17 protein-coding genes and 5 tRNA genes are annotated in these 21,038 nt (G+C 58.5%); 12 read left to right on the top strand and 10 right to left on the bottom strand.

The features are described from left to right. Positions 1–147 precede the first annotated feature (147 nt). Complete coding sequence (ygfZ, locus tag QP977_RS09685) at positions 148–1,302, bottom strand: CAF17-like 4Fe-4S cluster assembly/insertion protein YgfZ (protein ID WP_284847273.1); 1,155 nt, start codon at positions 1,300–1,302, stop codon at positions 148–150. An 80-nt stretch (positions 1,303–1,382) separates the two neighbouring features. Here ygfZ and QP977_RS09680 point away from each other — a divergent pair, with 80 nt between their 5' ends. Beyond that, complete coding sequence (locus tag QP977_RS09680; protein WP_070827663.1) at positions 1,383–2,270, top strand: aminodeoxychorismate lyase; 888 nt, start codon at positions 1,383–1,385, stop codon at positions 2,268–2,270. A 77-nt stretch (positions 2,271–2,347) separates the two neighbouring features. Here QP977_RS09680 and QP977_RS09675 read toward each other — a convergent pair whose 3' ends face one another. Continuing rightward, positions 2,348–3,028: a heme-binding beta-barrel domain-containing protein gene (locus QP977_RS09675; RefSeq protein WP_016421386.1), complete on the bottom strand. Its 681-nt coding sequence runs from the start codon at positions 3,026–3,028 to the stop codon at positions 2,348–2,350. 101 nt (positions 3,029–3,129) lie between these two features. Further along, positions 3,130–3,987 carry an LmeA family phospholipid-binding protein gene (locus QP977_RS09670; protein WP_070653392.1) on the bottom strand — a complete coding sequence of 286 codons (858 nt, stop codon included), beginning with the start codon at positions 3,985–3,987 and terminating at the stop codon, positions 3,130–3,132. Between the two features lie 81 nt (positions 3,988–4,068). On the opposite strand from QP977_RS09670, the gene mshD reads away from it, so the two are divergent. From mshD to QP977_RS09640, 6 genes are all read left to right on the top strand, one after another. Further along, complete coding sequence (mshD, locus tag QP977_RS09665; protein ID WP_069359332.1) at positions 4,069–4,977, top strand: mycothiol synthase; 909 nt, start codon at positions 4,069–4,071, stop codon at positions 4,975–4,977. A gap of 340 nt (positions 4,978–5,317) precedes the next feature. After that, positions 5,318–6,415 (top strand): phosphate ABC transporter substrate-binding protein PstS, encoded by a 1,098-nt coding sequence (gene pstS / locus QP977_RS09660; RefSeq protein ID WP_070827661.1) that lies wholly within the window; start codon positions 5,318–5,320, stop codon positions 6,413–6,415. Positions 6,416–6,651: 236 nt separating this feature from the next. Further along, the gene (pstC, locus tag QP977_RS09655) at positions 6,652–7,695 is read left to right on the top strand and encodes a phosphate ABC transporter permease subunit PstC (RefSeq protein WP_016421382.1); all 1,044 of its coding nucleotides are present in this window, start codon (positions 6,652–6,654) and stop codon (positions 7,693–7,695) included. Between the two features lie 77 nt (positions 7,696–7,772). Next, the gene (pstA, locus tag QP977_RS09650) at positions 7,773–8,666 is read left to right on the top strand and encodes a phosphate ABC transporter permease PstA (protein WP_049173081.1); all 894 of its coding nucleotides are present in this window, start codon (positions 7,773–7,775) and stop codon (positions 8,664–8,666) included. Positions 8,667–8,714: 48 nt separating this feature from the next. Then, positions 8,715–9,491 (top strand): phosphate ABC transporter ATP-binding protein PstB, encoded by a 777-nt coding sequence (gene pstB, locus QP977_RS09645; RefSeq protein WP_016421380.1) that lies wholly within the window; start codon positions 8,715–8,717, stop codon positions 9,489–9,491. Positions 9,492–9,755: 264 nt separating this feature from the next. Continuing rightward, positions 9,756–10,586 carry a hypothetical protein gene (locus QP977_RS09640; RefSeq protein ID WP_083310842.1) on the top strand — a complete coding sequence of 277 codons (831 nt, stop codon included), beginning with the start codon at positions 9,756–9,758 and terminating at the stop codon, positions 10,584–10,586. Positions 10,587–10,933: 347 nt separating this feature from the next. Here the strand turns inward: QP977_RS09640 and phoU are convergent, their stop codons facing one another. From phoU to QP977_RS09610, 6 genes are all read right to left on the bottom strand, one after another. Further along, positions 10,934–11,671, bottom strand: coding sequence for a phosphate signaling complex protein PhoU (phoU, locus tag QP977_RS09635; RefSeq protein ID WP_080969597.1), 738 nt, complete (start codon positions 11,669–11,671; stop codon positions 10,934–10,936). Between the two features lie 90 nt (positions 11,672–11,761). Continuing rightward, on the bottom strand, positions 11,762–12,919 hold the full coding sequence (gene dusB / locus QP977_RS09630) for a tRNA dihydrouridine synthase DusB (protein ID WP_070605400.1): 1,158 nt from the start codon (positions 12,917–12,919) through the stop codon (positions 11,762–11,764). Between the two features lie 132 nt (positions 12,920–13,051). Then, positions 13,052–14,791: a thiol reductant ABC exporter subunit CydC gene (cydC, locus tag QP977_RS09625; RefSeq protein WP_284847272.1), complete on the bottom strand. Its 1,740-nt coding sequence runs from the start codon at positions 14,789–14,791 to the stop codon at positions 13,052–13,054. Next, positions 14,788–16,338: an ABC transporter ATP-binding protein/permease gene (locus QP977_RS09620; RefSeq protein WP_080969598.1), complete on the bottom strand. Its 1,551-nt coding sequence runs from the start codon at positions 16,336–16,338 to the stop codon at positions 14,788–14,790. Before QP977_RS09620 ends, cydC begins: the two co-directional genes overlap by 4 nt. Before the next feature lie 29 nt (positions 16,339–16,367). Beyond that, positions 16,368–17,384, bottom strand: coding sequence for a cytochrome d ubiquinol oxidase subunit II (gene cydB, locus QP977_RS09615; RefSeq protein ID WP_284847271.1), 1,017 nt, complete (start codon positions 17,382–17,384; stop codon positions 16,368–16,370). Positions 17,385–17,403: 19 nt separating this feature from the next. After that, on the bottom strand, positions 17,404–18,993 hold the full coding sequence (locus QP977_RS09610) for a cytochrome ubiquinol oxidase subunit I (RefSeq protein WP_070643088.1): 1,590 nt from the start codon (positions 18,991–18,993) through the stop codon (positions 17,404–17,406). 217 nt (positions 18,994–19,210) lie between these two features. Here QP977_RS09610 and QP977_RS09605 point away from each other — a divergent pair. Beyond that, positions 19,211–19,283 (top strand) — tRNA-Lys (locus QP977_RS09605). Between the two features lie 75 nt (positions 19,284–19,358). On the opposite strand, the gene QP977_RS09600 is transcribed toward QP977_RS09605, so the two are convergent. Continuing rightward, the gene (locus QP977_RS09600; RefSeq protein ID WP_016421372.1) at positions 19,359–19,889 is read right to left on the bottom strand and encodes an NUDIX hydrolase; all 531 of its coding nucleotides are present in this window, start codon (positions 19,887–19,889) and stop codon (positions 19,359–19,361) included. A 200-nt stretch (positions 19,890–20,089) separates the two neighbouring features. On the opposite strand from QP977_RS09600, the gene QP977_RS09595 reads away from it, so the two are divergent. From QP977_RS09595 to QP977_RS09580, 4 genes are all read left to right on the top strand, one after another. Beyond that, positions 20,090–20,165, top strand: a tRNA-Glu gene (locus tag QP977_RS09595). Between the two features lie 14 nt (positions 20,166–20,179). Further along, positions 20,180–20,253: transfer RNA gene (locus QP977_RS09590), tRNA-Asp, on the top strand. A 481-nt stretch (positions 20,254–20,734) separates the two neighbouring features. Next, a tRNA-Asp gene (locus tag QP977_RS09585) sits at positions 20,735–20,811 on the top strand. Positions 20,812–20,830: 19 nt separating this feature from the next. After that, positions 20,831–20,903: transfer RNA gene (locus QP977_RS09580), tRNA-Phe, on the top strand. Positions 20,904–21,038: the final 135 nt, after the last annotated feature.

The raw sequence follows: 21,038 nt of genomic DNA, 5'->3' as shown, positions 1-21,038 counted from the left end.
TACGCGGGGAGGCCCATAGTGGGTCGTGTCCTCGCGCTCAGGCAACTCAATATGCGTAGTGACCTGGGGAAATGTCCTTTCTGAAAAAGAATGGAAAAAGTTATTTTTTCACCACTCTGTCTGGTGGCTTTACCTATTTCCTGTTACCTATTTCCCACGCAGGCGGTTGATGGCCACACGGCCCGGCGGCAGCTGCTCAACGCGGTCGATGGAGGAAGGGTCGACGGCCACGGCGCAGTCACCCACCACAAGGCCCTCGCGCTCCTGAGCTGAGCGTTTAAGCAGAGCCAAAGCAATCGGGCCGTAATCGGCATGTTGCACGACGGTGCCCACGCGGCCCACGGCGCGCTTGCCCATCATCACTGGATTGCCGGTTTCCGGCAGGGTGGCCGAGCCGTCGAGCTGCAGCATCACCAAAACTCGTGGGGAGCGACCAACATTGTGGACACGTGATACCGTCTCCTGGCCGCGATAGCAGCCCTTGTCCAAGTGCACGGCAGCCGTGTCGAATTCAGAAGCAATCCAGCGGGGAGCCTCATGCGGAATCATCTTCTCGTCTACGTCGATTCCCAGCTCGGGCCGCAAGGAGACTACGCGTTCGGCCTCCCAGCCCATCAGGCCGACTGGGGAGGCGCCAGCGGCCACCAGCGCGTCCCAAGCACCGACTAAATCCTGTCGGCGTACGAGCACATCCACACGCCCGCCGCGTGGCCACGGCAGGTGCCGGACGTAGGAATGTCCCACAGTCGTAGCTTTACCCACCTGCGGGAATGCGAGACCAGCGGCTACCAGGACCTCAGGGGCATTCGGCCCCATGACGGAAATAATCGCCCTTTCTACCTCAGCAATTTCCACCTTGGACCAGAACACCATCATGTTCAGGTACTTCAACAGGGAGTCGAAGCCGGCAGGGGGCACGTCGATAAGCACGGAATCGTCCAAAACAGTCAACGTCATGTGATGGAGAACGTGACCGTTTGCATCCAGGTTCAGTGCTTCAGTGACAGTGCCGGGAGCGGCTTCGTCGACCTTCTGCGAAAAAAGTGTGTTGAGGTAAGTCAGGCGATCCTCGCCAGTGACCTCAATAACGCGGTAATACGAGCGATCTACTACTCCGCAGTCCTCCTGCAGGTGACGTTGCTCTACCAGCGGACGGCCGTAGTGCCATGCCACGCTAGCTTGCCCTGTGGTTTGCTCAACGGTTTTCGCTGAGTTTCCGTCTGGGGCGTTCTCTGAGGCCTTCTCCAAACCTTCCATCTGTCCGCCCAGTTCGAGGGCAGCGGCGCCAGCCACGTGAGACATCAAAGGACTTACATACTCAACACTCACTCCCTCATGTTAACCAGAAATCCTCAAATTAAGCATGGATTAAGCTTGTGTGTATGACGGATTCGCTTTCTTCTCTAGTGCTTATCGACGTCTTTGCAGACGGCGGCCCGATTGCTGTCGAGGCAGGACAGCCATTCCTCTACGCGGATGATCTCGGAGCTATTCGCGGCGACGGAGTTTTTGAAACACTCCTGGTCAGGGGTGGTCATACCTGTAATACCGACCGGCATGAGAAGCGATTCGCATCGTCAGCACTAATGCTGGATTTGCCAGCCCCAGATCTGCAGCAGTGGCGGGCGGCTACCGAGGTCGCACTACAGGAGTTGCGCGATAGGTCAATTGAGGGGGATGCGACGTTGCGGTGGGTTTACTCGCGTGGTCGCGAGTCCACTGGAAAGCCGACTGGCTACGTTTTGGCTAGCTCTGCGGAAAGGGTGGCGGAAAACCGTCTGAAGCCGGTATCGGTCATGCTTGCAGAGCGCGGTTTCTCGCTCGACCTTGGCTCCCGTGCACCGTGGGCGCTCATCGGCGCGAAAACGTTGTCATACGCAGCTAATGTGGCCGCTTTGCGCTATGCCAAGTCCAAGGGTTTTGACGATGTCATCTTCACGTCCGCAGAGGGCAAGCTCTTGGAAGGCCCAACATCGACCATCATCGTTCAGCGCGGCAATGAACTGCTGACTCCCAACCCCGGTGAAGGAGTGCTGCCGGGCACAACTCAGGCAGCGCTGTTTGAAACAGCCGCCAACTGCGGCTGGAAAGTCACCCCGACGGTCCTGGTGCCCGGGGACCTATTCACCGCCGATGCGGTATGGCTGGTGTCTTCGGTGCGTATCGCGGTCGTGGTTAAGTCCATCGATGGTGAGCCCATCCGGCAGCCGGATGCAATCGCGGAAAAGGAATTCCGCGACCTGTGTGACAAGGCGCTGGCGACGCAGTAGGGCGCCAAACGGTGGGGCTTGACGCAGTAGAGCCCCGCAGTAAGGCCACACAACGTCCGTCGTAAAGCGGGGAGAACCTAGCCCGCGTAGCGCTTGAGCTGCGCGGACATGCGGGGAGCGAATTCCTCATCCCGCAGGCGCTCGTCTACCCACCCGAGATCGTTGTTCGGCATCAGACCGTAGAGGCGCTTGCCCGGGCCAAGGGATGCAGGACCGGTAGCAGTGACCATTGTGGAGGCTGCTTGCAGCTCCCATGCGCGCTCGGAAACCGGCTTGCCGTAGTAGATCTCAGTGACGCCGGTGGAGTGGACGCAGATGAACTCAATCTCGTCCTCGTTGTTAATGCGCCAAAATCCTGTTTCGCGCTGGTCAGGGCCGGTCGGCTTGCCTTCTTCGTCCAGCTTCCAGATGCGCGACTCATACTTCAGGTAGTTCTCGCCATCGTGGCTGAAGATGAGCTGCTGGCCGAAGTTGTACTCGCCGTCGACGACAGTGTTCGCCTGCCCCTCACCGCGCCACACGCCGACCAGCGGCAGTAGTGCCAGCAGGCCGTCGTGAATATTCGGGCCGAAGCGCAGGTTAGCGGTCTCGTCGGGGATCGGGAGCCCCTCAAGCTCAGTGATGTTGCGCGTAGCGGTGCTCTTGGCCTGTTCGGCCGCGCGGTTGATGGCCTCGTTGCCGTCGAGGCGAGGGGCTTCCGCAGCTGCAGGCTCCTGTGCAGCGGCGTCTGTCTGGTTGCTGCCATTCTTCTCGGTCATGCTTCACACTCTACCGCTGAAGCTCTTGTGGCCATGTATGGGCTGTTGTCGCATGGTGCTAACGCTGCACCGACGCTTAACGGCGATGCTTGACGACGGCCTTAGCGACGCACCCGACAGTTCTTCTCCGGCAGCTTCTCCGTGGATTGAGCTGACGCCTCGGCATCCTGCTGGGATGTCGGCGGCATGAAGTTTGTTGGCGACACGGTGCACAGAATCTGTTCGCCTTCGATGGTGATAGAACCGCCCGACACGTACACGCGAGTCGCCGGCATGCCCATCGGTATCTCTGAATCCCGCAGCGTCAGAGCGAAGGTGTCCATGATGTGCTGCGTATCAGCCTCAGACAGCTCAGGTTTGATGTGGCTTTTAGAATCCGTTGGGGACGAGGGCGCAGAAATAATCTCCATCGGCGTAATGACCACGTCGCGGCTGACAATGCGCAACTTTGCCGTGACCTGAGTTTTTCCCTGCCATCCGGCTGGTGTGGCCTCGAAGATAGCCTCGGTCTCCCAGCCGCCGGTGGGGGAGGAGTCCTTCAGGCTCTGGATGCTCAAATCGGTCAGTCCCAGCTTGTTTCCCAGAGAGACACCGTCGAGCGAGAGCTTAGTGAAGTACTGCTTCGTCGGCGATTCTGGGAAATTACCGCTGAGCACTGCCGATGCCGGGATCTTAACGTTGGAAGCTCCGTACTCCAGAGATACCAAGCCGAAGTCGGGCACCTCGACATCGCGGATACGCGAGGTTACGGAGCTCCACTTACCCGTAACAAAGGAAGACAAGTAGGCCTTGCCACCAATGGCGACGTATGGGGTCATCTCCAGCTGAGCAGTCTCCTGAATATGCTCGGAGAGCTTGTACTCCGCATGGCTGGCGAAGCCCATGTCGGTGGCAATCACCAGCGCGGCAACGGCGAGGATAGAGCCACCGATCTTCTTCTGTCGTCGGGAAATGGACACACTCTATTAGTACCCCATCGCTTTTGGCTCAGACGACATCGGGGAAGTGTTGAATTCGCTGCTGTGTATAGGGTGGGGCGTATGAACGTAACCGAACTGCTTGACGTAGACACCACCGCCGCCGATACGCTACTGCAGCACGCCCACTCCGCCGACGGCGTGGAGGCGTTCGGCGAGGCTTTCGTCCGAGGGCTTGACGACGAATCTTTCGGGCATCGACACTTTGCGATTATTGAGAACGACCGTTACTTGGGCCTGGCCGCCGTTGCGCCGGATGCTGTGGAGATGGTTGTTGACCCGGAGTTTCGTAAGCAAGGAGTGGGGGCGAAGCTGCTTGCGCACATCGATGCTGAGGTCGGCGAGCGCCTGCCTGTCTGGGCTCACGGTGATGTCGCCGGTGCCAGTCGTTTGGCAGAGTTGACGGGACGCAAGGTCATCCGCGAGCTGTTGCAGATGTCCATTTCGAGCTCAGCGTTGGAGAAGGCTGCGGGGGCCGTCGATAAGCGCGATGATGTTGAAGCGCTAACCCTGACTGCGGCACGCGCGAAGTGGGGTGAGGCGGCCGTGGATCGGGCGTGGTTGGCTGTGAATAACGAGGCGTTTGACTGGCATCCGGAGCAGGGCGGTTGGTCGCAGCCACAACTCGATCGCGCTCGGAACGTGCAGTGGTTCGACCCGGAGGGCGTGTTCTTTGCTGCGGATGTGGCCGGGGCGCGCGACAGTGCGGAGGAGATCTGCGGTTTCCACTGGACGAAGTGGCACGCTGAGGAGTCTGTGCCAACTGGTGAGGTGTATGTGATTGGGCTGAGCTCGAAGGCACGCGGACGTGGTCTCGGACGATGGCTGACCAACGTTGGGCTTTCCTATCTCCGAAACCGGGGAGCGGAAAAGGTAATTCTCTATGTCGAAGGCGACAATGCGCCGGCAGTGCGCACGTACCGTGCGGTCGGTTTTGAGGTGGCCCGCCGTGATGTGATGTACGGCGCGTAGATGCGACGGTTCGGTTTATTGGGGGAGTTATTGAAGGCGAGCTAGGGGGGGCGAGCTTAGCTTTATCTCAGTTTTAGGTGGTTTTCCTCTGGTGCAGGGGCAATTATCCTTGTGATTTTGGGTAGATGCTGCCCAATCCTCAGTGTTTCAGGGGCGCATTTTAGGGCCTCTTACAGGGAAAATGAGGATAAATAAAGAATTACTTGCGCCGTTCACCAATTGTTAATGTTCTGAACAGGTTCCGGTTACTATCGGTAGATAGGTTCAGCGCAGTGGACCGGAGTGTGGCGGTTCCACGTGAACTGTTTCACTCATTGTGTAAAACCCCGGAGGATTTACTGTGCTGAAGAAGAACCGTGCGGCATCTGTCATTGGTCTGGCCGCTGTTGCAAGCCTTACCCTGGCTGCTTGCTCTGAAGAGGGCGGCGAAGGCGCTTCTAACGTTGAGGGTCTGGCTGACGTCACCGGTGAGCTGCAGGGCGAGGGCGCTACCTCGCAGCAGCGCGCCATGGATCTGTTTGCCACCAAGTTTGAAGAGACCGGCTCGACCCTGTCGTACAACGCATCTGGCTCTGGTTCCGGTCAGACTCAGTTCATTGCCGGCACCGTTGCTTTCGCTGGCTCCGACTCCCCGCTGAAGGAGAAGGACGGCAAGGACCAGGTCGCAGAGGCTAAGAAGCGCTGCGACGGTAACGAAGCATGGCACCTGCCGATGGTCATCGGTCCGGTTGCCGTTGCCTACAACCTTGAGGGTGTTGACGTCGCTCTGACCCCGGCTCTGGTTGCTGAAATCTTCGACGGCAAGATCACCAAGTGGAACGACCCGAAGATCGCTGAGGTCAACGAAGGTGTTGATCTTCCGGAGAAGGACATCAAGGTTGTCTACCGCTCTGAGGAGTCCGGTACTACTGATAACTTCATGAAGTTCCTGAGCGCAGCTGCTCCGGAGCAGTGGAAGCACGAGGCTTCCAAGTCCTTCCCGACTGCTACTGGCCAGGGCGCTAACGGTTCGGCTGGTGTTGTCAATGAGGTCGCCAACATCGACGGTGCTATCACCTACGTCGAGGCTGGCTTCGCTGAGGACAAGGACCTGGGCATCGCCAAGATGGACTTCGGTCATGGCCCGGTTGAGCTGAACAACGACACCGTCGGTAAGGCTCTGGATTCCGTCACGTTCAAGACTGAGGGTCACAACATGGTTGTTGACACCGACGCTCTGTTCGCAATGGATGAGGAAGGCGCTTACCCGCTGGTTCTGACCACTTACGAAATCGTCTGCTCCGCTGGTTACGACGAGCAGACTCGTGACCTGGTTAAGAACTTCCTGAAGGTTGTTCTGGAAGAGGGCCAGGGCCCAGAGCTCGAAGAGCTGGGTTACATCCCGGTTCAGGGTGAGTTCAAGGACAAGCTGTCCGCAGCGGTTGACGCTATCAAGTAATTCTTTGCGCGCAACGCGGGTGAAAGCAGAGTTGGCTCTGTCGTTACCCGGTTGGCGCGAGGATCACTTCAGCCGGCCACGCAGATCTGAGCTGTAGGCCGAAAACCTGACGTAGACCGGTTGGCTTTATATATCGACACCTCAGTTGATTGGGTACCGCTCGTAGAGGGGTACTGAGGCCAATCGGTCTTCATGTGCGTTGAAGCACAAATCACTTCTACTTAGGAAATGAGATCATGAGTTCCTCGACTCCCATTGAAGGGAAGCAGGAGGCTGTAGACAGCAGTCTGTTGCAGTCCTCAGCACCGCAGGTGGATTCCTCCGGCGACGAGAGCTCGGAAGAGCAAGCCATTCAGTCCGGCGTTGTTCGTCCTGGTGACCGAATCTTCAAGATTCTGGCGGTAGGATCTTCCGCATTGGTGACTGCTGCCATCATCGCAATTGCAGTGTTCCTGCTCCTGCGCGCAGTTCCGGCAATGTCCCGTAACGAAGCGAACTTCTTCACCTACACCGAACGATGGAACCTGGCGGATACCTCCGCCATGTACTTCGGTATTCCGAACATGTTTCTGGTGACCGTCGCGGTTTCCATCCTGGCGCTGATTCTGGCTATGCCGGTTGCGCTGGGTATTGCTATCTTCCTGACTGCCTATGCTCCAAAGAAGATGGTCAAGCCGCTGGGTTACCTCGTGGATTTGCTGGCCGCAGTGCCGTCGATTGTTTACGGTCTGTGGGGCTTTATGGCTCTCGGTCCGGCCTTGGCTGGTCTGTACGGGTGGTTGGCTAAGACACTGGGCTTTATCCCGATGTTTGCCCTGTACCCAAACTCGCCGGCATTCGAGACCGGTCGAAACCTCTTCACCGGTGGCATTGTGCTGGCAATTATGATTCTGCCGGTTATCGCGGCTACCACCCGTGAGGTCTTTGTTCAGACCCCGCGTGGTCACATTGAGGCATCGCTGGCTCTCGGTGCGACCCGTTGGGAGATGGTCAAGCTGGCTATTCTGCCATTCGGTCGTTCTGGCTTTATCTCCGGCTCGATGCTGGGTCTGGGACGTGCTCTCGGTGAGACGATGGCTCTCTACCTCGTGATCTCCCCGTCCTCGGCATTCCGTGGCTCGCTTTTCGATGGTGGTACCACCTTCGCAACCGCAATTGCTAATGCGGCACCAGAGTTCAATGACAACCTCAAGGCCGGCGCATACATGTCCGCAGGTTTGGTGCTGTTCTTGCTGACCTTCGTGGTCAACTCCGCAGCCCGAATGATTGCGAAGAAGTAGCAAGGTCGTAGGAAAAGAAACGAGAAGTAACAATGACTAGTTCAACTACTGATTCTTCGCCTCACGGCCCTGCAGACATGGTCCCCACCACGGAGTCGGCTTTCACCCAAATTAAGGGTTCCCGCAAGGTGGCAGACAACGTCTCCACGGTCCTCATTTACTGCTGCATGGCTCTTGCCCTGATCCCGCTGGTGTGGGTTCTCTTCGAGCTTGTCGTCCGAGGCACCCCGTCACTGCTGAGTGGTGAGTGGTGGACTGCTTCCCAGCGTGGTGTCACTGTTGGTGCGTCTGCCGGTGGTGTTGCTCACGCAATCGTCGGTACCTTGGTTCAGGCTCTGGTCACGACTCTCATGACCGTGCCGTTCGGTATCTTCGTCGCCATCTACTTGGTCGAGTATGCAGGTAACTCCCGTCTGGGCAAGGTCACCACCTTCATGGTCGACATCCTCTCCGGTGTGCCGTCGATCGTCGCGTCGCTGTTCATCTACTCGATGTGGGTGGTCATGTTCGGCATGAGCCGTTCCGGTTTCGCTGTCTCGCTGGCGCTGGTTCTGCTGATGCTGCCGATCGTTGTGCGCAACACCGAGGAAATGCTGCGCATCGTTCCGCACGAGTTGCGTGAAGCCTCTTACGCTCTGGGTGTTCCGAAGTGGAAGACCATTTTGAAGATTGTGCTCCCGACCGCACTGTCGGGCATCGTCACCGGCGTCATGCTGGCCGTCGCCCGCGTCATGGGTGAGTCCGCACCGATGCTGATCCTGGTTGCAACCTCGCGAATCATCACCTATAACCCGTTCGGCCAGTCGCAGTCCTCGCTGCCGCTGTTCATGCTGGACATGTACAAGGCCGGTAATACCGGTGCGGCATTCGACAAGATGTGGGGCGCAGCGCTCACGCTGGTTCTCATCATTGCCCTCATCAATATCCTGGCGCGCTTCGTATCCGCCAAGTTCTCCGTCAAGAGCAGTTAATGCTGGGCGCCTAACGTCCGCTATTTCAAGGAAGGTTTTTGAAAGACCATGGCTAAGCGCCTAGACCTTAACGATGTCAACATCTACTACGGCGATTTCCACGCTGTGCAGAACGTCGACCTGCACGTCCCGCCGCGTTCCGTTACCGCATTCATTGGCCCGTCCGGCTGTGGTAAGTCCACCGTGCTCCGTTCGCTGAACCGTATGCACGAGGTCATCCCGGGTGCCTACGTCACTGGCGAGGTGCTTCTCGACGGCGAAAACATCTATGGCCCGAAGATCGATCCGGTCTCCGTTCGTAACACCATCGGTATGGTGTTCCAGCGTCCGAACCCGTTCCCGACCATGTCCATCGAGGACAACGTCGTGGCTGGCCTGAAGTTGGCCGGTGTTAAAAACAAGGCTCATCTCCAGGAGGTTGCCGAGAAGTCCCTGCGCGGCGCCAACCTCTGGGATGAGGTCAAGGACCGCCTGGACAAGCCGGGTGGCGGCCTCTCCGGTGGTCAGCAGCAGCGTCTATGCATCGCACGTGCAATTGCAGTTGAGCCGGAAGTTCTGCTGATGGATGAGCCGTGTTCCGCACTGGACCCGATTTCCACCCTGGCAATCGAGGACCTGATTCATGAGCTGAAGGAAGAATTCACCATCGTCATCGTGACCCACAACATGCAGCAGGCAGCTCGTGTGTCCGATCAGACCGCATTCTTCTCCCTCGAGGCAACCGGTAAGCCGGGTCGCCTGGTTGAGGTTGGCCCGACCAAGAAGATCTTCGAGAATCCAGACAAGAAGGAAACCGAGGACTACATCTCCGGTCGCTTCGGCTAAACGCTTTGCGTATGCCGTAATAAGCCAATAAGAGCCCCGTACTTCACGCGTGTTCACGCGAGGTACGGGGTTCTTATTGTTGTTGCAGTTTATGAGATTGCTGTTTGTTTCGGTGTGGGGCCGGGGGTGAAAATAATGTTTGTTTTGGGGCGGAATTGTCTGTTTGTTATCGGGCGGGGTAATCTTCCGAAGACGCAATCGAGCGTCCCCCGGAAAACTGTAGAGGGATCTGGGTAAATATATTTACATAGGAGTTATTCAATTATGGATAACCAGCAAAACGCGCAGTTCAATCCTCAGTTTTCCCCTGTGGGTGAGCAATCTTGGCCAGTAATCGCCGAAGAGAAAGCGCCGAAGCCAATTGTCGGTTACATTGCACTTGTAGTTGCGATTATTGGTTTACTCGGTTGTATCCCGGGGGCTTTGATTATTGGTTGGGTGGCGCTACCGGTTGCATTTATTTTATCGGTCGTCGGACTGTTTCAGCGCGCAACTACCAAAAAACCAGCTCTTATCGCTCTGATTCTTTCTGTGTTGGGATTGCTCATTGCGCCAATTGTATTTGTTTCTTCGGTAGGCAATGCCGTGGATGATGCGTTCAATCGGGATACGACTGCCTCTAGCCCGGATGGAAGCAAATCTGATTCTTCCGATTCTGGTGCTGCGGGCAGTAGTCGGGAGAATCCGTTGCCGATTGGAACGACCATCGAAAGTGAGCAGTGGGCCATTACTATCGATAGCGTAAATCTAAACGCTAACGATGAGGTTCTGGCGGAAAATCAGTTCAATGACCCTGCTCCAGAGGGGTTTGTATACGGACTTGTGCATGTTACTGCAAAGTACAAGGGGAATGACCCTCAGGGGCAGAGTTCCTGGCTTGGTATTAATTATGTAACTGCAGGTGGCCAAACCACGGACGAAACGGAGCTTTGGGCGGTGGTGCCTGACGAGTTTGACACCCTCGAGACGGTGTATGAGAACGGCGAAATCGCAGGTAACGTGGTAATCGTTGTGCCCATTGATGGGGCAGATCAGGGAGTTCTGGCAGTCACCCCAGATTTAATGTCAAAGAAGTCTTTTGTTGCTGTCTCTTGAGTAGCGGCTGTCTCTTGGGCCGCGGGGATGGACACGATATAGGAATCGGCATTCTCCAGACATCTAACGCGAAAAGTAATCGCACAAACAGTTACTGACTAGGTTTATGACAGGTGAATAGCGTTTACAGGCGGTAAAGTGTCATAAACCTAGTCAGTTTCTCGGTTTGAGGCGGTGTTGTGGCTGGGGCAGTGTTTAGCCTGGTGTGGCTTAAAAACAGCTCCACTTCGGTTTAAAACCCCGTGCCAGTTGGCCCATCGACGCAGCTCAACAGCCCCCAACATCTCTACAGCTCAGCCCAACACCCAGCCCCGCCCAGCCCCCCAACAGCCTGCAGCTTCACGGACCTACATCCGCAGGTGACGCTCCAAGGCCTGCAGGCGTTGGTTAAAGCTGCGCTGGTCGCGCTCATCCTCGAGCTTGTCCAGGTAGACATCGCGCTTGTAACCGGTGGCCAGGTAAATAATCCGGGCGGCAACCTCGACAGCGTGATCCGCGTAACGCTCGTAGAAGCGGCTCAGCAGAGTGACATCCACTGTCTGCGCAGGGGAGTGCGGCCAATTATCGTCGTTGGTCAGCGTAAACAGGTGCTGGTGGATGTCATCGATGCTGTCATCGGTCTTATCCAAGGCCAATGCCTGGTCAACGTCGTAGTCGATGAGCACCTGACGGGTTTCGTGCGTCATCTGTTCAGATACGGAGGCCATCTCGCGGAAGAACCCCTCCACGGGCTCTGGTAGTGCCTTGTTCGGGTGGCGACGCCGGGCAACGTTGGCAATATGCACACTCAATGCGCCCATGCGGGAGATGTCCTCGACAATGTAGAGGCCACTGACAATCTGTCGGAGATCACCAGCCACAGGAGCTTCGCGGGCCAACAGCTCGAAGGCTCGCTGCTCCGCATCCTGGCGCAGGTCCTCGAGAGAATCAATCTGGGAAAGAACTGTTTCAGCCGAGACCAAATCAGCCTCGAAGAGGGCCTTGTTCGCAAGCTTGTGCATGGAGCCAACTCGGTCACACATCACAATCAGGCTGTGGGCCAAGTTGTCCATTTGTTCTCGGTAGACAGTGCGCATGCGTTCCATAGTAGGCAATCCTCAACAACGTCGCGCGTTAGTGGGGAGCCCCCAATTACCCCTCGTAAAGTTATGTAAACACTCGCTCAGAACCGAAGCTTAGCCACCGGAGTGCATAATCTCCGCGCCCTCGGGCACGGTGTCGTCCTCCGGGTCGTCCAGCCAGCCCTCCGGCAATACCACCTTTGCAGGGGACCCCTGTCGGCCGCGGGCGCCGTCGGCGTCCTCCGGGCGGGCGTGGGCGCTGGGGCCGTCGTAAAGCGGTGCGAGAATCTCGTCGAGCGTTGCCAGCGAATCGACGCGCGCAAGAGACTTCCGCACCTCACTGCCGGCAGGGTATCCCCGCAGGTACCAGGCAATGTGCTTGCGCAGGTCGCGGCAGCCCTTACGCTCGCCCTCGTGCTCCACGAGCAGTTCCGCGTGACGACGGATAATCCCCGCGACCTCACCAAATGTTGGTGCCGGCGGCACTTCTTCGCCACGCAGCTCGGCGGACAACTGCGCGAACAGCCACGGGCGGCCAAGGCAGCCGCGACCGACGACGACACCGTCGCAGCCGGTCTCGTCGAGCATTTTGCGGGCATCGGTGGAGGCGAAGATATCGCCGTTGCCAAGCACTGGGATATCGCTGAAGCCGGAGTCGACCATGTGCTCCTTCAGCCGCGCGATCTGTGACCAGTCAGCGTGGCCGGAGTAGCGCTGCGCTGCAGTGCGGGCGTGCAGAGCCACAGCCTGGGCGCCCATCTCGGCGGCGATGCGGCCGGCGTCGAGGTGCGTGTGGTGCTCGTCATCGATGCCGACGCGGAACTTCACGGTCACCGGGATGTCCGTGCCCTCCGTGGCCTTGACCGCTGCGGCGACGATGTTGCCGAAGAGGCGACGCTTATATGGCAGCGCCGAGCCGCCGCCCTTGCGGGTGACCTTTGGTACCGGGCAACCGAAGTTCATGTCGATGTGGTCGGCGAGGTTTTCGTCGACGATCATCTTCGCGGCCTCGTAGGTCCACTTCGGGTCAGTGGTGTAGAGCTGCAGGCTGCGGGGGTTCTCGTCGGGCGCGAAGGTGGTCATGTGCATGGTCTTCTCGTTGTGCTCGACCAGTGCTCGCGCGGTGACCATCTCGCAGACATAGAGGCCCGAGACCGTGCCTGTACGCTGCAGCTCCTGCTCGCGGCACAGCGTGCGGAATGCCACGTTGGTGACACCGGCCATCGGAGCGAGTACCACGGGGGAAGCGAGCTCAAAGGGGCCGATGCGCATGTGCGCGGACGTGGCATCGGCGGGCTTGGCGGCGCTGAGTGGACTCGTGGAGGTATCTAACACGTACAGTATTGTGTCACGCTGAACTGCCGTTTTCGAATCTGTTTTATCTGGCGGATCGGATCGCCCCGGTTAGCGCTGCGTCCGCGGATGCCTGACGACGATCACCGTTCGGCGCCCCCTCCCACCGGGCAGGTCGGTGGTATTGCGGAGAATTTCCAGGATGTGGTTCGACTCTTCGTCGAGGTGTTCGGTGGGTTCGTCGAGAAGCAGGATTGGCGCTGTGCTGACAAGCGCACGGGTAAGAATGAGCCTGCGCCGCTGACCACCCGAGAGACTGTCCGCGCCGCTGTCCAGAATCGTGTCCAGGCCGTCGGGTGCGGCATCGACCCAATTGCGCAGGCCCACGGCGTCCAGCACGGAGTAGATGTCATCGTCGCTGATCTGCGGGTTACCAATAGAGATGTTGTCCCGCACCGTCGTGGCGAAAATGTGCTCATCCTCGGCGACGAAGCGCACCAGGTCGCACTGCTGCGTGCTTTCGTGGGGCTCTCCGGCACTTGTCGCACTGCGCCACAGCTCGCGTCCGTCTCCGTCAGTGATAGTCACCGTGCCCGCAACCGGCGGGATTAGTCCGGCGATTGTTTTCAGCAGCGTGGTCTTTCCGCTTCCCGACGGCGCCGTGATCTCCCGGTAGTCGCCAAAGGTGACCTCGAAGTTTTGCATCGGCAGTTGAGCTGGCTGGGCAGCGGGCCCTTCCGCAGTATTCGAGCTGTTGTCGTCGGGGTAGCCCACGATCAAGTCTTGAACCTGCAGAGTTGGCCGAACTGCCAGGTGGTTCTGAGGGAGCGTGGACGTGTGAATTGGCGCTGTGGGGGCTGGGGACGAGCGCATGGCATCCGCTTCCTCTGATTCGCTCGCACTTGACGCGAGCGTCAGCAAGGCTTCCCTCGATTGCGCCAGTGTTTGCGCAGCAGCTGGCAGCGGACCAACCGCTTCAAAAGCAGCTAGCGGCACCAGAACCAGAACTGTCAGCCACTCGGGGGAGTGCAGCAAACCGCCTCCAGCGCCCCCGGCCGAATCCGTCACCAACCATGACGCTACGACCACGGTCAGGACAGCGGTCAACACGCTAGCCGCGGTGCTCAGTGCGGAGGCGCGGGCATTTGCTCGACCTGCGGCGTCATCGATGGCCGCAACCGTTTTGCTGGAGGATGACGCGGCAGAGACTGCCTCATCCAACTGGCCGTGGATACGCAGGCCGGCGGCGTCGGAAAGCAGCGCTTCGACGGCAGCGGCATGCGACTGAAGCGCGGCCGCGCGACGCTGACTTGAGCGCGCAGTGGCGCGATACGTCAGGTAAGGAGCAACACCGCCGGCCAGAAGCAGTCCCACCGCCAGGAGAACCGCAGCGGCAGGCGAGAGTAGAGCCACAAAGATGACGGCGATGAGGGAGGTCATCAGCGCCACCAACGCGGGCACTATTGAACGCACGACGGCATCGGCAAGTGCGTCAATATTCGCCCCGAGCGCTGTGACAATATCGGAACGCTCACGCAGCGCCAGCGTACGGTCGGCCACGAAATGCTCCCATAGCTTCACGCGCGAGCGCTCGGCGGTTCGCAACGCCACATCGTGGGAGACCAACCGGTCGAGGTATCGAAACGCAGCTCGCGAAATACCCAGCGCGCGCACAGACGTCACCGCCAAGGTGATGTCCATCAGCGGTGGCATCTGCCAAGAACGCGTAATCAGCCACGCCGACACCACGGTCAGACTCAGCGCGGACAGCAGCGTGATGGTGCCCGCCAACACCGGCCAAACCAGGTCGCGGGGTTTCACCAGGCGACGAAGCGCTTGCAGAGTAGTCATCGCGACTGCACCTCCACCACGCCGTCGGCGGCCGCAATCAACAGCGGATCATGGCTGGTGGCAATCACTGTGGCTCCGCGCCGGGCACGTGCGTGCAGGAGCCTAATCACGGACTGCGCACTGTCGGTATCCAGGTGAGCTGTCGGTTCATCGAGGAGGACGAGGTCGCGGGTGTCGTCGGCAAGCTCGCGCCGAAGCGCCTCCCGCTGACGTTGCCCGAGCGAGCGCCGCGAATTGTCTCCCACCGTCGCTGCGTCCAACACTGGGCGCTGGGGCAGCCACGCGATGCGCCGCAGCAGATCCTGGTCACGGAGAATGCGCTGGCCGTCGCGAATAGTTACGGAGCCTTCCAACCCCTCGTGCACGATGCCGGCGACCGCAAGCAGCGCTGTCGTCTTGCCCACGCCGTTCGGCCCCGCCAGCACCGTCACTGTGCCTGGCTGCGCGATGGCGCTTAATTCACTTGGCCGCACGCCGTCTCGCCCCGGCGCGGAAAGGCGTTCGAACACGACCGTGGGGGCGCTGTGGACACTGCTTGACGACGTTCCTTCGGCCACCTCTTCCACAGTTTCAGAGGTGGTGTCTGTGGAGTTTGGAGTCTGGCCAGCGTCCTTGTCTAACAGTTCCGTGACTTCGGTGGCAGCGACCACACCGTCCTGGGCGGCGTGGAATTTCTGGCCAACCTGGCGCACCGGGCCATAGATTTCTGGGGCGATGATGAGCACTGCCAGGCCGGTTGCCAGCGTCATGTGGCCTCCCAGAAGTCGGAAACCGATGCCGACGGCGATGAGGGCGATTGACAGGGTGGTGAGGAATTCCAGGACCGACGCGGATAGGAAAGCGATGCGCAGGACCTCCATGGTGGATTTCCGGTGGCGGGTCGACAGGCGCTTGATTTCCTCGCTGGGGGTGTCGGCCATGTTGTGCGCTTTGAGCGTTGGCAGGCCGATGACCAGGTCGAGAATCTGACCACGCACCGTGCCGATGTCGGCCAGACGGCGTTCTGTGCGGCCCTCAGTGAGGCGACCTACCAGCCACATGAACAGTGGAATGAGTGGCAGCGTGACAACCGCGATGGCAACCGATGGGAGGTCCAACCATGCGACTGCGACCAGTGCCATCGGGGTAGCCAGCGCTGCGGCCACCAGTGCGGGGAGGAATTCCGCCACGTAGACGGCCACACCATCGAGCCCGACCGAAAGCAATGCGCGCCAGTGCGCGGTGTCGACAGTGCGAGGATCGCGCAGAGCCAGGGCTCGCAGTGCCCGGCTGCGCAGGTCTGTGGCCACGCGTGCACCCGCAGATTGGCCGAAACGCACGAGCGCGTAGGAGCAGGCCACCCGAACGAGTACAGCGGCCGTGGCTATCAGCGCGAATAATGTCCAATTAGGAGTTGCCTCACCCAGAACCTGCGCCGTAATAGTGCCGATTGCCAGCCCCAACGCGATTGTGGCACCTGTGCTCGCGGCGGTCAGTGCGCCCGCGAAAATGACCCAACGCCAGGCTGGGGCCGACAGCTTGAATAGTTTCGGATCGACAGGTGCCACTTTTTAGAAACTAACCTCCAACGGACGGTCTACTGTGAGACCTTACGTTCAGCCATCAACCGCTTGCGGAATACCCAGTATGTCCACGTCTGGTAGGCAATCACCAGTGGGGTAATCACCAGCGCGGTCCAGGTCATGATTTTCAGCGTGTAGGGGTTAGAGGCGGAATTCCAGATATCGAGGGAGACTCCGTCGGCAAGCGTCGTCGGCATCAGGTACGGGTACATGGCGCCGAAGACAACGGTGGTGACGGCAGTCACGGTGACGGCGGTTGCGGAAAAAGCGATGCCATCGCGGTTGCCTACGGTTGCGGAGATGGCAATGACCAACCCCGCGACGGCGATGACGACAACAGCCCACAGCCAGGTCTTTCCGTAGCCCAGCTGTGTCCAGATGAGGAACACGCCGCCAAATATCAGCGCCGACAGTGCCGGAATTCGAGCGGCGTTGCCGACCTCGTCGCGTAGCTTGCCGGCGGTCTTCAGCCGCAGGAACGTAACTGCGTGAAGAGCGAACACAGCCGCAAACGCAATCCCGCCGACCAGGGCGTACGGGTTCAGCAACCCGAGCAGGGTACTAAAGCCGGAGTCCAAGTTCTTGTCGGCATTCAGCGGGACACCGCGCACCAGGTTCGCGACCGCTACGCCCCACAGAATTGGAGGCAGCCAGGAGCCGAAGATAATCGCGCGGTCGCACCAGGCGCGCCAGTGCTCATCGTTGACTTTGAAGCGCCATTCCAGCCCGACGATACGGACAATCAACGCCACCAGAATCAGGAAGAGCGGCAGGTAGAAGCCGGAAAACATAGACGCATACCATTCCGGAAACGCCGCGAAGAGCGCGCCGCCAGCGGTAATTAGCCACACTTCGTTGCCGTCCCATACCGGCCCGATAGTTCCGAGCATCGCTTTACGACGCGGTTCATCGCGGCCAACGAACGGCAGCAGCATTCCGACGCCGAAGTCAAAGCCCTCGAGAAGGAAGTAGCCGGCGAACAGGAACGCGATCAGGACAAACCACAAAACGGGAAGATCTAATCCGAACATGTCAGAGATACATCCTTATCTACTTTGTGTCCTCAGTCGCGGAGACTTCGGAGTCGGGGCTGGCAGCGGACTGGGCATGGACCTTGTTGAATCGAACCGGAGACGAGATGATCGCGCCCAGATTGGTAGCGATTGGTGACGACGGGCCAGCGTGCTCGGGGTCATTGCCGATGGCGTTGATAGCCTCAGCGGATTCGGTCGGAGGTCCGGCAATAACTGCGCGGCGAATCAACCAGAACCACACCACTGCCAAAATCAGGTAGAGCAGGGTAAAGCCCACCAGGGTGATAATCACCGTGGCCGGTGCGTGGTCGGACACACCCATATCGACGGTCATGCGAATCAGCTCGGTGCGCGGGTCGCCCGCGTGATCCGGGTTCGGGTGCACAATCCAGGGCTGACGGCCCATCTCCGTAAAGATCCAGCCAGCGCTGCTGGCCAAGAACGGGAACGGAATCGCGAGGATACTGCAAGCGGCGAAAATGCGGGCTCGCTTGCCCGTCGGCACGCGCCCCTTGCGAGTAAATAGCCAAGCGAAAAACGCGATAGCCAGAGAACCGACCATGAGCCCAATCATGGCGCGGAAAGACCAGTATGTGACGAACAGATTCGGAGAGTAATTGCCTGGGCCGAAGACCGCCTCAGCTTTTTCTTGCAGGTCCTGCACGCCCTGGAGCGTGACGCCACTGAACTTGCCCTCGGCCAGGAAGGGCAGCACCCATGGCACCTCGATGAGATGCAGCACCGAGTCGCAATTGTTGTGCGTACCGACGGTCAGAATCGAGAACATTGGATCTGTCTGCGTGTGGCACAGGGACTCGGCCGATGCCATCTTCATCGGCTGCTGCTCGAACATAAGCTTGGCCTGGATATCGCCGGTGATAAACACCGCCAGCGAGCTGAGCACAGTTGTCCAGAGCCCGACCTTCATGGACTTGTGAAACGTCCGTTCGTGAACAGTATTGCTCTGGCCACCGCGGCGGCTCTGAACCAGCCACCAGCCACTGACGCCGACAACGAGCGTGCCGGCGGTAAGGAAAGAGCTGGCCACGGCATGCGGGAAAGCTGCCAAGGCAGTGGAGTTGGTCAACAGTGCGCCAAAGTCTGTAAGCTCTGCGCGGCCGGTTTCCGGGTTGTAGACCGCGCCTACAGGATGCTGCATGAACGAATTGGCGACGATGATGAAATACGCCGAGATATTCACCGCAATAGCGACAATCCAAATCGAGAGCGTGTGCATCCAGGTGGGAATACGCCCCCAGCCGAAAATCCACAGTCCCAGGAAAGTGGATTCCAGGAAGAATGCGATGAGGCCTTCAAGAGCCAGCGGGCCGCCGAAGACATCACCGATCATGCGGGAGTACTCCGACCAGTTCATACCGAACTGGAATTCCTGGACGATACCCGTGGCTACGCCCATGGCGAAGTTAATAATGAAGATGGTGCCGAAAAGCCGCGTCGCTCGGTACCAAAGGTCATTTTTCGTCGTGGCCCACAGTGTCTGCATGAGCGCGACGAGCGGAGCTAGACCAATTGTCAGTGGGACAAAAATGAAGTGGTAGACGGTGGTTATGCCAAATTGCCAACGAGATATATCGACGACATCCATGTTTCCTCGACTGAAAAAGTAGACATAAACGATGCGTGTACTTCGTCGGATTTGTCGAAGCCTGCATCAAGTGCCCGCAGTATTCCTGCTTATTAATTCAGTCGGACAGGAGGGGTAAAAAGTTCCGGGGTGTGAACTTATCGACGCGGGCAGGGCAAAACTCGCGGAGGGCAATTATTAAAAACAAGCGCGTAATTGCTAGGCTATTTTGTTGCGCGGGCCTTTAGCTCAGCTGGTAGAGCTACGGACTTTTAATCCGCAGGTCGCGGGTTCGAGCCCCGCAGGGCCCACAAGCACGCAAAACCCCAGGTTATTAACGGCCTGGGGTTTTGTCGTATCTTGCCTGCATTTGCTCTCCGCGGTACCTATTTTTCCCGCTTGTGGTAGCCCATCCGTGGCTTGAAGCCCGCCGGGTGCTTGAGCTGCGCCACTGCATCGGCGACTATCAAGCGGAAGCGTGGCTTCATCGGTGGCATCTGTGAGATCTGGAACCATCCGACATCAGTGGATTCATCATCAGCGACATAGGGGACGTCGTCGCCAACAACACTGCAGCGCATGGAGATATCCAGATATGAGGCAACATCGCCGTTGAGGTGTTCGATAGGGCCAACGGCGCCAGTGCCAAGCAGGGCCTCAACTGTGACATCGAGTCCCGTTTCTTCCTTTACCTCTCGCACGGCGGCGTCGTGAGGCTGCTCGTCCGGGTCGATAATTCCGGTGACTGGGGTCCATTCACCATTATCGGAGCGACGAACCAGCAAGACCTCGGGCAAGGCGTACATCGGTGCATTCGGCGGAACATCGCGAATGACGATAGCCGTGACACCGGGGAGCCAGAGCGGAGCGTGGCCCACTTTTTCGCGGAGCTGAACAATGAAATCCGGAATTGCCATAGTTGCGAGTTTATCTGAGTACTAGTAGCGTCCGCGGAAATAGTAAGAAACTCCAGTTCAACCGTAGATTTTGGGAAAAGGGTACTTATCCTCTATAGTTCTTTACGTTGCTAAGAGCGCGCGCAATTGCAATGTTCATACACTGCAGATGTACGCGGAATATGCCATTGAGTGGCCAACTCTTTGCAGCGTTAAGTCGGGCTCCCATCGTCTAGAGGCCTAGGACTCCGCCCTTTCACGGCGGCAACACGGGTTCGAATCCCGTTGGGAGTACCACTAAAAATCATGATGGCCCTGTGGCGCAGTTGGTTAGCGCGCCGCCCTGTCACGGCGGAGGTCGCGGGTTCAAGTCCCGTCAGGGTCGCAATTCTAAACGCCAGTTCCGGTTGGAGCTGGCGTTTTTTGCTTTTGGTTAGTGGTGCGCTGGGCGTCGGCGTGGGTAATGGACAAAAAGTGTGTCTGATTCTCAAGATGGTGACTGGTGAGAAGCCAAAAACTACGGGCTGCAAACGTGAAACTGTATGAGTTTATGACACTTTCAGGCCATTTTTCGGGCTATTTTTGTCATAAACGTAGTCAGTAACTTGCATCGCCCCAACGCCGCCAGCCATAAACGTAGTCAGTAACTCGCATCGGTGTCACTGGGGGAGAGGGGGGCTTTACCCGGGTTTGGTGGGGAGAGCTTTTGCCACAGTCTAGGTTGTCCCGAGACCCGGGGCTGGATGTCAGTTTTCAACTTAAAATATCCGCCATGAACTGGCGATTTGCTTATGTTCAACGCTGTTCTGTAGAGTAACAACTCGTGCACAGCGCTGGTAATCCAGAAAGATGAGCACAGCATTTAAGGCCCTGTGGCGCAGTTGGTTAGCGCGCCGCCCTGTCACGGCGGAGGTCGCGGGTTCAAGTCCCGTCAGGGTCGCCACTTGATTAATTTCAAGTCTGGCCAGATAGCTCAGTCGGTAGAGCGTCCGCCTGAAAAGTGGAAGGTCAGCGGTTCGATCCCGCTTCTGGCCACAATTAATCCCCAGCCTGGAAACGGGCTGGGGATTCTTTGTTTTACCAGATGTTTGTCGGGTTAAGTAGCAAAAAGTGTGTCCGCTCGGCGTGTTGCGGGGCGGGCACACCGTTTGTTACTTCATGGGGCCTTTT

This window comes from Corynebacterium sp. MSK012 (genome assembly GCF_030232435.1).
Taxonomy (GTDB): Bacteria; Actinomycetota; Actinomycetes; order Mycobacteriales; family Mycobacteriaceae; genus Corynebacterium; species Corynebacterium jeikeium_D.
The sequence above is the reverse complement of the archived record's forward strand: the minus strand, read 5'-3'. Positions and strand labels throughout refer to the sequence as shown.